Origin of the sequence: Nocardioides sp. R-C-SC26 (assembly GCF_021246465.1) — a bacterium.
Classification (GTDB): Bacteria; Actinomycetota; Actinomycetes; order Propionibacteriales; family Nocardioidaceae; genus Nocardioides.
Genome location: NZ_JAHRHK010000012.1, coordinates 98,115 through 107,988, shown reverse-complemented (window position 1 = coordinate 107,988; position 9,874 = coordinate 98,115). Strand labels below are relative to the sequence as shown.

At 73.5% G+C, this 9,874-nt stretch carries 6 protein-coding genes, 2 pseudogenes and 2 riboswitches; of the genes and pseudogenes, 6 read left to right on the top strand and 2 right to left on the bottom strand.

All coding sequences use genetic code 11. The features are described from left to right. From KSO97_RS12340 to KSO97_RS12330, 3 genes and pseudogenes are all read left to right on the top strand, one after another. Positions 1 to 361: pseudogene (locus KSO97_RS12340) on the top strand (hypothetical protein); the annotation flags it as partial. A 5-nt stretch (positions 362 to 366) separates the two neighbouring features. Next, positions 367 to 1,029, top strand: a complete 663-nt coding sequence (locus KSO97_RS12335) for a precorrin-8X methylmutase (RefSeq protein ID WP_269782440.1) — start codon at positions 367 to 369, stop codon at positions 1,027 to 1,029. Further along, positions 1,026 to 2,594 carry a precorrin-2 C(20)-methyltransferase gene (locus KSO97_RS12330; protein WP_232679290.1) on the top strand — a complete coding sequence of 523 codons (1,569 nt, stop codon included), beginning with the start codon at positions 1,026 to 1,028 and terminating at the stop codon, positions 2,592 to 2,594. Before KSO97_RS12335 ends, KSO97_RS12330 begins: the two co-directional genes overlap by 4 nt. Here the strand turns inward: KSO97_RS12330 and cobM are convergent. After that, positions 2,536 to 3,306, bottom strand: a complete 771-nt coding sequence (cobM, locus tag KSO97_RS12325) for a precorrin-4 C(11)-methyltransferase (RefSeq protein ID WP_232679288.1) — start codon at positions 3,304 to 3,306, stop codon at positions 2,536 to 2,538. The two genes, KSO97_RS12330 and cobM, sit on opposite strands and share 59 nt — an antisense overlap. Further along, positions 3,303 to 4,535 (bottom strand): precorrin-6y C5,15-methyltransferase (decarboxylating) subunit CbiE, encoded by a 1,233-nt coding sequence (gene cbiE, locus KSO97_RS18330; RefSeq protein WP_232679286.1) that lies wholly within the window; start codon positions 4,533 to 4,535, stop codon positions 3,303 to 3,305. Before cbiE ends, cobM begins: the two co-directional genes overlap by 4 nt. A gap of 13 nt (positions 4,536 to 4,548) precedes the next feature. Continuing rightward, positions 4,549 to 4,728, top strand: a riboswitch (cobalamin riboswitch). Between the two features lie 24 nt (positions 4,729 to 4,752). Between cbiE and KSO97_RS12315 the strand changes: the two genes are divergently transcribed. The 3 genes and pseudogenes from KSO97_RS12315 (at position 4,753) to KSO97_RS18470 (ending at position 9,713) form a co-directional block, all read left to right on the top strand. Then, complete coding sequence (locus KSO97_RS12315) at positions 4,753 to 6,711, top strand: VWA domain-containing protein (protein ID WP_232679284.1); 1,959 nt, start codon at positions 4,753 to 4,755, stop codon at positions 6,709 to 6,711. Next, positions 6,711 to 7,325: a cob(I)yrinic acid a,c-diamide adenosyltransferase gene (gene cobO, locus KSO97_RS12310; protein WP_232679264.1), complete on the top strand. Its 615-nt coding sequence runs from the start codon at positions 6,711 to 6,713 to the stop codon at positions 7,323 to 7,325. The genes KSO97_RS12315 and cobO overlap by 1 nt, the downstream gene beginning before the upstream one ends. Beyond that, positions 7,319 to 9,713, top strand: a pseudogene (locus tag KSO97_RS18470) (cobyrinate a,c-diamide synthase). Before cobO ends, KSO97_RS18470 begins: the two are co-directional and overlap by 7 nt. Continuing rightward, a riboswitch (cobalamin riboswitch) is annotated at positions 9,701 to 9,846 on the top strand. (Overlaps the previous pseudogene by 13 nt.) Positions 9,847 to 9,874 lie beyond the last annotated feature (28 nt).

Here is a 9,874-nt window from a genome sequence, read left to right as displayed (position 1 = left end):
TCGCGCGGGGGGGGGCTGGGGACAGGTGGTCGGGCTCGGTGACGCCGTCGGCGAGCTGCTCGCGCTCGCCGTCGAGTTCCTCCGCGTGCGGGGGGACGGCGACGACGCACCCTGGCACGTCGACGAGCTGCCGGTACCGCTCGCTCCCCCTCGGCCCGCCGATCCACGCGCGAGGGCCGCACCGGCTCCCCCGCCCCTACCGTTCGACGACGTCCACGTCGCAGCGGTCGGCGGCGCCCTGGACGCCACCGCCGTCGCCGCTCTCGCCGCCCGCAGCGCCGAACTCGTCGTCACGCCGTGGCGCGGCGTCCTGCTCACCGACCAGATCAGCACCCGTCCGTCCGCCGAGGAGATCCTGTGAACCCGCTGCCCCCGACCCCACCGTCGAGGCACTACGCCTACGTCAAGGACGGCCCGGCGATCTACGTGGACTCCTTCGCCACGATCCGGGCCGAGACCGACCTCGCGGGCGTGCCGGCCGATGCGGAGAAGGTCGCTGTCCGGATGGTCCACGGCAGCGGTCAGGTCGACCTGGTCCCCGACCTCGTCGTCCACCCCCGGCTCGGCACTGCCGGCCGCGCCGCGCTCGCCGCCGGCGCGCCGATCCTGTGCGATGCGCGGATGGTCGCGATGGGCATCACCGCGAGCCGGCTGCCGGCGGGCAACGCCGTGCACTGCATGCTGACCGACCCCGAGGTGCCCACCCTCGCCCGCGCGTGGGGCACCACCCGCACCGCGGCCGCCGTCTCGCTCTGGGCGCCCCACCTGGAGGGAGCGGTCGTCGCGATCGGCAACGCACCGACAGCGCTGTTCCACCTGATGGAGATGCTCATCGACGGCGCCCCCCGGCCGGCCGCGATCATCGGCTGCCCGGTCGGCTTCATCGGCGCGGCCGAGTCCAAGGACGCCCTGATCGCGCTCGCCGACGACCATGGCGTCGACGTCCCGTTCGTGACGGTGCGCGGACGCCGCGGCGGCTCCGCGATGGCCTCATCGGCCATCAACGCGCTCGCCTCGGAGGAGGAGTGACAGCCCTGCCGGCCGCGGCGGCCGGGCGGCTCTTCTGCGTGGGGCTCGGGCCGGGTGATCCGGAGCTGATCACGCTCAAGGCAGCACGCCTGATCGCCGCGGCCGACGTCGTGGCGTTCCATGCCGGCGTCCGGAAGTCCTCGCACGCGCGCCGGATCGCCGATGCCCATGTGCGTCCGGGCGTGATCGAGGAGGAGCTCCGCTACCCGGTGACGACCGGCACCACTGACCACCCCGGCGGCTACGCCGGCGCGATGGCCGACTTCTACGAGGCCGCGGCGCAGCGTCTCCGCGCGCACCTCGCAGCGGGCCGCGACGTCGTGCTGCTCGCCGAGGGCGATCCGCTGTTCTACGGCTCGGCGATGTACATGCACGACCGACTGGCTCCCGACTTCCAGGCCGAGGTTGTGCCGGGGGTGCCCGCCTTCGCCGCCGCCACCGCCGCCGCCCAGGTGCCGCTGGTGCGCCAGACCGACGTGCTCACCGTGCTGCCCGGCACCCTGCCCGAGGCGGAGCTGGCGCGCCGACTGGCCGACACCGACGGCGCCGTGATCATGAAGCTCGGCCGTACCTTCCCGGCCGTCCGTCGGGCGTTGGAGGCGGCGGGCCGGCTCGACGGCGCGGTGTACGTGGAACGCGCCTCCATGACCGACGAGCGACGTCTGCCGGTCACCGACGTCGACCCGGCCGACGTGCCGTACTTCTCGCTGATCGTGGTGCCGGGCGACACCGCGCCGGGTCTCGGCAAGCTCGACCACCGAGACCGGCTCGACCATCGAGACCGGAGCCCCGCACCGGGTGTCGGCAAGCTCGACCACCGGGATCGGGACGCCGCCGAGCTCCTCGTCGTGGGCCTCGGCCCCGGCCCGGACGCCTGGATGACGCCGGAGGCGAGCTCGGCGCTCGCCGAGGTCGACCACGTCGTCGGCTACGCGCCCTACGTCGCCAGGGTCCCGCAGCGCGCCGGGCTGACGCGGCACGCATCCGGCAACACCGTCGAGGTCGACCGTGCGCGGCTCGCCTTCGACCTCGCGCGTTCCGGCGAGCGGGTCGCCGTCGTCTCCGGCGGCGACGCCGGCGTGTTCGGCATGGCGGCCGCGGTCTTCGAGATCGCCGACGAGTACGACGACGTCGAGGTACGGGTGCTGCCCGGCGTCAGCGCAGTCCAGGCGGTGGCTGCCCGCGCCGGCGCACCGATCGGCGGCGACTTCGCGGTGCTCAACCTCAGCGACCGGCTCAAGTCCTGGACGACGATCGAGCACCGGCTGCGCAGCCTCGCCGAGGCCGACCTGGTGATCGCGCTCTACAACCCGGCGTCGCGCTCACGGCGCGAGCAGGTCGTGGCGGCCCAGAAGCTGCTCCTGGAGGTGCTGCCCGCCGATCGACCGGTCGTCGTCGGTCGCGACATCGGGCGTGCGGAGGAGTCGCTCCTCGTCACGACCTTGGGAGATCTCGACGCCGCCACGATCGACATGAAGTGCCTGCTGATCGTGGGGTCGAGCGGCACTAGCGTTTCGTCGACCGGTCGCGTGTGGACGAGTAGAGGTAGGACTCCCCGCCGCTGAAACCCGGAGTGCCCACGTCGTCGCGACGCAGGGCCTCGCCCACGAGGATCACAGCGGCCTGCCGCAGCCCCGCGGTCTCGACCCGGTCGGCGATGTCGGCGACCGTGCCGCGCAGCACGATCTGCTCGGGCTGACTCGCGCGGTAGACCACGACGACCGGGCAGGCAGGTCCGTAGTGCTCGACGACCTCGTCCATGACGTCGCGGACGCGGGTGATCGCCAGGTGCACCGCCAGCGTCGCCCGGGTCGCGGCGAACGCGGCCAGCGACTCCCCCGCCGGCATCTGCGTCGAGCGCGCCTGGGCTCGCGTGATCACGACCGACTGGGCGACGAGCGGCACCGTCAGCTCGCGCCCGACCACGGCGGCGGCGGCGGCGTAGGCGGCGACTCCCGGAGTGACGTCCCACGGCACGCCGGCCTCGTCGAGACGACGGGTCTGCTCGGCCAGCGCCGAGTACACCGACGGATCGCCGCTGGTGAGGCGGACGACGTCCAGATCGGCGGCGTGCGCCTCGACCATGATCTGCACCATCTGCTCGAGGTCGAGGTCCTGGGTGTCGACCACGCGGGCGCCGTCGCAGTGCGCGAGCACGGCCTGGTCGATGTAGGTACCCGGGTAGAGCACGACGTCGGCCTGCCCCAGCAGGGTCATCGCCCGCACCGTGATCAGGTCGGCGGCACCAGGGCCTGCTCCGACGAAGTGAACCGTCATCGGCCCTCCTCAGCCTTGGTCCAGCACCATTGCGTGACGGCGCGGGCCGGCGTCCGGCCGGTGAACGTCCCGATCGGAGCGGTCGTCTCGACGGCGATCCGGGTCAGCTCGCCACCGTGCGTGGCGTAGGCGTCGAGCAACAGCCGCTCCGTCTCGAGGGTGACACCGTGGACGACGAGACGTCCCCCCGGCAGCAGTCGGTCGCGGCACAGGTCGATCAGGCCGGGCGTGGTGGCGCCACCGCCCACGAAGACCGCGTGGGGTGCCGGGTGCGCGCACCCGACGTCGAACAGGGTGGCGGCATCACCGGCCACCTCCAACCCCGGAACGCCGAGACGCGCCGCGTTGCGGGCGATCCGAGCCCGCCGGTCAGGGTGACGCTCGAAGGCCACGGCACTGCAGGTGGCATGGGCGCGCATCCACTCGATGCCGATCGAACCCGCTCCCGCGCCGACGTCCCACAGCACCTGACCCGGCTGTGGCGCGAGCCGGGCCAGGGCGCTGGCGCGGACGTCGCGCTTGGTGAGCTGGCCGTCGTGCTCGAACGCGTCGTCAGGGAGTCCGGCCGTCCACCCGGCGACGGACGGACCGTCGAGCTCGAGGGCGAGCACGTGCAGGGCCGGCGAGGTGTGCGACCAGTCGCCGGCCCTGCCCTCGAGTCGTGACTCCGAGGCAGCACCGAGATCGCCGAGCACGGTCATACGGCTCCGCTCGTAGCCCGCGTCGCGCAGCAGCGCCGCGACGACGTCCGGGGAGGAGGCATCGGAGGTCAGCACGAGCAGGCGGTGACCGGGGGCGAGGTGCCGCAGCACGGCCTCGTGCCGCCGTCCGACGACGGTCACCACGGTGGTCGTCTCCGCACGCCAGCCCATCCGCGCTCGGGCCAGCGCCACCGACGAGAGCGCCGGGTGGATGCGGACGCACTCCCCGAAGCTGTCGACCAGCGCGGAGCCGATCCCCGAGACGAGCGGGTCGCCGGAGGCGAGCACGACCACGGGCTGATCGGTCGACAGCCACGGATCCGCACCCAGGTCCACCACGCCGTCCCACTGGCGGCGCTCCTGCCCGGCCTGCTCGGGCACGAGCCCGAGGTGGCGGCCGTATCCCAGGAGACGTGGGGCCTTCGCGATCACCTCGCGGGCCTCGACGCTGAGTCCTGACCAGCCCTCCGCGCCGATGCCGACGACATCGATCGGCGTCCGCGAACGCGTCGGGGGTCGGGGATCCACGGGCCGTGACGCTATCGTGCGCTGGTTGCGAGGTGCCCCGACGGCTCGGCTCGATGCCGGGCTCGAGGGGAGAATCTGGGAAGCCGGTGAGAGTCCGGCACAGGCCCGCTGCGGTGACTCGGACGGCACGCCCTGAACATCGGGCAGGTCGATCCGAGAAGTCCGAAGACCGGCCTCGCGACGTCCATCCACCCAGGCGGACGAGCGGGAGCCTCACATGCCGGCCTCAGGTCAGACCTATCCCTTCACCGCGGTCGTCGACCCCGGTGACATGTCGCTCGCGCTGGTGCTCACGACCATCAGCCCCGAGATCGGCGGCGTCCTGGTGCGCGGCGAGAAGGGCACGGCGAAGTCGACGATCGTGCGCGCACTCGCCGCCGTCCTGCCACCGCTGGCGGACGGCACGACGGTGCCGCTGGTCGAGATGCCGGTCGGCGCGACCGAGGACCGCGTGCTCGGTTCCTTGCACCTGGAGAAGGCTCTGGCGCAGGGGAAGGCCGAGTACGAGCCCGGGCTGCTGGTCAAGGCGCACCGCGGCCTGCTCTACGTCGACGAGGTCAACCTGCTGCACGACCACCTGGTCGACGTCCTGCTCGACGCGGCCGCGATGGGGCGATGCACCGTCGAACGGGACGGCGTGTCGGTCTCGCGGGAGGCGCGGTTCGTGCTCGTGGGCACGATGAACCCCGAGGAGGGCGAGCTGCGCCCGCAGCTGCTCGACCGCTTCGGGCTGACCGTCGAGGTCGCCGCCCCCCGCGACCCCGCGCTGCGGGTGGAGGTCGTGCGACGGCGGATGGCCTTCGACGCCGACCCCGCTGCCTTCCACGCCGCCTACGCGCACGCCGAGACCGAGTTGACCGCAAGACTGGCGGAGGCCCGAACCGCGGTCGGCCAGGTCGAGCTCGGCGACGCGATGCTGCTCCGGATCGCCGAGGTGTGCTCGGCGTTCGACGTCGACGGCCTGCGCGGCGATCTCGTGACGGCGCGCACCGCCGCCGCGCACGCCGCCTGGGAGGGTCGCCGCGAGGTGACGCTGGACGACGTCCGCGTCGCCGCACGACTGGCGCTCCCCCATCGCCGTCGCCGCAACCCGTTCGATGCCCCCGGGTTGGACGAGTCGCTGCTCGACGAGCTGCTCGGCGAGGAGCCCGAGCCGGACCCGGACCCCGACGGACCCGATGGCCCTGATGGACCCGGTGGTCCTGGTGGTGCTGGTGGTCCGGACGGGGACGCTGCTCCCGATCGGCCGACCGACTCACCGGGCCTCGAGTCGCCCACCGGGCATGAGTCGAGCGACGCCACTCGCTCCTCGACCACCGACGGGGGCGCGCCGAGCCAGAGCGTTTCGCAACCCTCCACGGCCGGCACCCCGTTCCGCGCGCGGCTCCTCAGCGTCGCCGGCGCCGGTCGGGGCGAGGCGGGGCGCCGTAGCCGCGCCGTCACCGACACCGGACGGCGCGTGGGCGCGCGTCCCGGCGACACCGGCGCGGTGCATCTGCTGGAGACCCTCCGCGCGGCGGCGCCGCATCAGGTCGCTCGCGGGCGTCCCGCGGGCGCAGCGTCGACCGGTGAGCCGATGAGGTTGCGCGGCGAGGATCTACGGGTGGCCACCCGTGAGGGCCGAGAGTCGAACCTGGTGCTCTTCTGCGTCGACGCGTCCGGCTCGATGGCCGCGCGCCGCCGGATGGAGCAGGTCAAGACCGCCATCCTCAGCCTGCTGCTGGACGCCTACCAGCGGCGCGACAAGGTCGGCCTGGTCACGTTCCGTGGTCAGCACGCCGAGCTGGCCCTGCCGCCGACGCGCTCGGTGGACATCGCAGCGCGTCGGCTCGACGACCTCCCCGCGGGTGGCCGCACACCGTTGGCCGAGGGACTGGCCGAAGCGGCGCGCCTGCTCGCCGTCGAGCGCACCCGAGATCCGCGACGGCGCGCGCTCCTGGTGGTCGTCACCGACGGCCGAGCGAACGCGGGCGCGGATGCTCTCGTCCGCGCCCACCACGTCGCCGACCAGCTCGCTGCCTCCGGCGTGGCCGGTGTCGTGGTCGACTGCGAGTCCGGTGCGATGCGCTTGGGCCTCGCCGGCATCCTGGCCGCCCGGCTCCGCGCCGAGCACCTCCTGCTCGCCGAGGTCAGCGCCAGCGCACTGACCGACGTCGTGCGCGAGCGGGTCGCCTGATGGCGCGCGGCGTTCCCGACGTCGTCCCCGACGACGGCCTCACCACCGCTCAACGGCGTCGACTGCCGCTGCTCCTGGTGAACACCGGAGACGGCAAGGGCAAGTCGACGGCCGCGTTCGGGCTCGCGATCCGCGCCTGGAACCAGGGGTGGAACGTCGGGGTGTTCCAGTTCGTGAAGTCGGCGAAGTGGCGGATCGGAGAGCAGACGGTGCTGGAGCGGCTCGGCGAGCTGCACGAGCAGACCGGCGAGGGCGGGCCGGTCGAGTGGCACAAGATGGGCTCGGGCTGGTCGTGGTCGCGCAAGGAGGGCTCGGCCGAGGACCATGCCCGCGACGCCGCCGAGGGCTGGGCGGAGGTGAAGCGCCGGATCGCCGAGGAGCGCCATGACCTCTACGTGCTCGACGAGTTCACCTATCCGATGGAGTGGGGCTGGGTCGACGTCGAGGACGTCGTGAGCACGCTCCGCGACCGGCCGGGCCGGCAGTTCGTCGTCGTGACCGGGCGACGCGCGCACCCGGCGCTGATCGAGATCGCCGACTGCGTGACCGAGATGGGGCTGGTCAAGCACCAGATGCAGCGCGGCCAGAAGGGCCAGTCGGGCATCGAATGGTGACGGCACCCGCGCCTGCCCGGCTCCCCCGACTCGTCATCGCCGCACCGGCGACGGGCTCGGGCAAGACGACCGTGTCGACCGGCCTGATGGCGGCATTGCGGCGCCGCGGGCTGGAGGTCTCGGGACACAAGGTCGGCCCCGACTACATCGATCCCGGCTATCACGCACTGGCCTGCGGTCGCCCGGGGCGCAACCTCGACCCGCACCTGGTCGGCGAGGCTCTCGTCGTCCCGCTGCTGGTCCACGGTGCCGTGACGCCGCGGCCGGCCGACGTCGCGGTGATCGAGGGCGTCATGGGCCTCTTCGACGGCCGGATCGGCGGCGACGGCTTCTCCTCCACCGCCCACGTCGCCGCCCTGACCCGCACCCCAGTCGTGCTGGTGGTCGACGTCGCGCGCTCCTCGCGATCGCTCGGCGCGGTCGTGCACGGGATGGCGACCTGGGACGCCTCGATCGACGTCGTCGGCGTCATCCTCAACCAGGTCGGATCGCCACGTCTCGAGACCGAGGTGCGCTCGGCCGTCGCCCGGACGGGCCTGCCCGTGCTCGGTGCCCTGCCCCGCGACGAGGCGATCAGCGCCCCCTCGCGACACCTCGGCCTGGTGCCCGCCGACGAGCGCGAGTTGTCGGCATCGGCCCTCGACCGACTCGCCGATCAGGTCGCCGCCCACGTCGACCTGGACGCCGTGCTCGCCCTGGCGGCGACCGCACCCGACCTCGATGCGACGGCGTGGTCGGCGTCGAGCGTCGTCACGCACCACCAGCGCGGCGGAGTGATCGCGATGGCCGGCGGCCGTGCGTTCACCTTCACCTACGCCGAGACCGAGGAGCTGCTGCGGGCGGCGGGGGGCGAGGTGGTGCGCTTCGACCCGATGACCGACGCGGGCCTCCCGGCCGGCACGACCGGGCTCTACCTCGGCGGCGGCTTCCCGGAGATGCACGCGGGCGACCTGTCGGGAAACACGGCTCTGATGCGCGAGGTGCGCGACGCCGTCCGCGACGGCCTGCCGACGGTCGCCGAGTGCGCCGGCCTGCTCTACCTCGCCCGCAGTCTCGACGGCGTGGCGATGGCGGGCGCGCTCGACGTCGAGGCGGCGATGGCACCGCGGTTGACGTTGCGCTACCCGGTGGCCCACGCGCCCGGCGACTCGCTGCTCACCCGACGCGGAGAACAGGTCACCGGCCACGAGTTCCACCGCACCACGACGCTGCCGGCCGCGGGCCCGACTCCTGCCTGGACGATCGACGGCGCGCCCACCGGCTTCGCCTCTCCCACGCTGCACGCCTCCTACCTCCACACGCACTGGGCCGGGCATCCGCTGCTCGCCGAGCGCTTCGCCGAGGCGTGCTCCCGTGGCTAGCACCGGGCCAGACCTGCACCATCACGGCGACGCCGAGGCGACCGCCGGGTTGCTCGACCTGGCGGTCAACGTGTACTCCGGCGACCGGCCCGAGTGGCTCGAATCGGCTCTGCTGCAGGGGATCCGCGACTCGACCCGCTACCCCGACGCCGGCGATGCGACGGCCGCCGTCGCCTCTCGCCACGCCCGTTCACCCGACGACGTGCTGCTCACCGCCGGCGCCGCCGAGGCGTTCACCCTGCTCGCGCGGGCACGCCCCTGGCAGCGCGCCGTCGTCGTCCACCCGCAGTTCACCGAGCCGCACGCCGCGCTGCTCGCCGCCGGGCACGACGTCACCGCGGTGGTGCTGCCGGAGCCGTTCGGCCTCGATCCCGCACTGGTGCCCGACGACGCCGACCTGGTCGTGGTGGGCAATCCGACCAACCCCACGGGGGTGCTTCATCCGGCAGCGACGGTCCAGGCGCTGCTGAGGCCGGGCCGGGTGGTGCTCGTCGACGAGGCGTTCATGGACGCCGTGCCCGGCGAGCACCCGTCGCTGACCGGCGACTCCGAGCTGCCCGGACTCCTGGTCAGTCGCAGCCTCACCAAGCACTGGTCGATGCCCGGCATCCGTGCCGGCTACGTCGTCGGCGACGCGGCCGTGGTGGCGAGCCTGCGCGCGCAGCAGGCGCCGTGGGCGCTTTCGACCCCGGCTCTGGCTGCGACGCTGGCCTGCTCGACACCGATGGCGCTCGCGGAGTCCGAGCGACGCGCGACCGAGCTGCGCCTGTGGCGTACCCACCTCGCCGAGGGTCTCACCCGGCTCGGCGTCCACCACGTGCCCTCGGGTGCGCCGTTCGTGCTCGCCCGCGTCGGCGACGGCGTGCACGCACGGCTTCGCGACGCCGGCATCGCGGTGCGACGCGCCGACACCTTCCCCGGTCTCGATGCCTCATGGGTGCGAATCGCCGCGCGCCCGCCGGTCGTCATCGACGTCGTCCTGGACCGGCTGGCGGACCTCTGCAGCACCGCCCCGACCATGCCCTAGGCTCCGTCTGCAGCCCCGAGGAAGCCGGTGGGATTCCGGCACAGTCGCGCTACTGTGACATCGCCTCCGAGCCCCGATCCGATCGGGACGACGACGCGGTGGAGTCAGACCCGACGGACTGCATCCATCCGCATCGACCAGGGCGCAGAACCCTGAAGGAG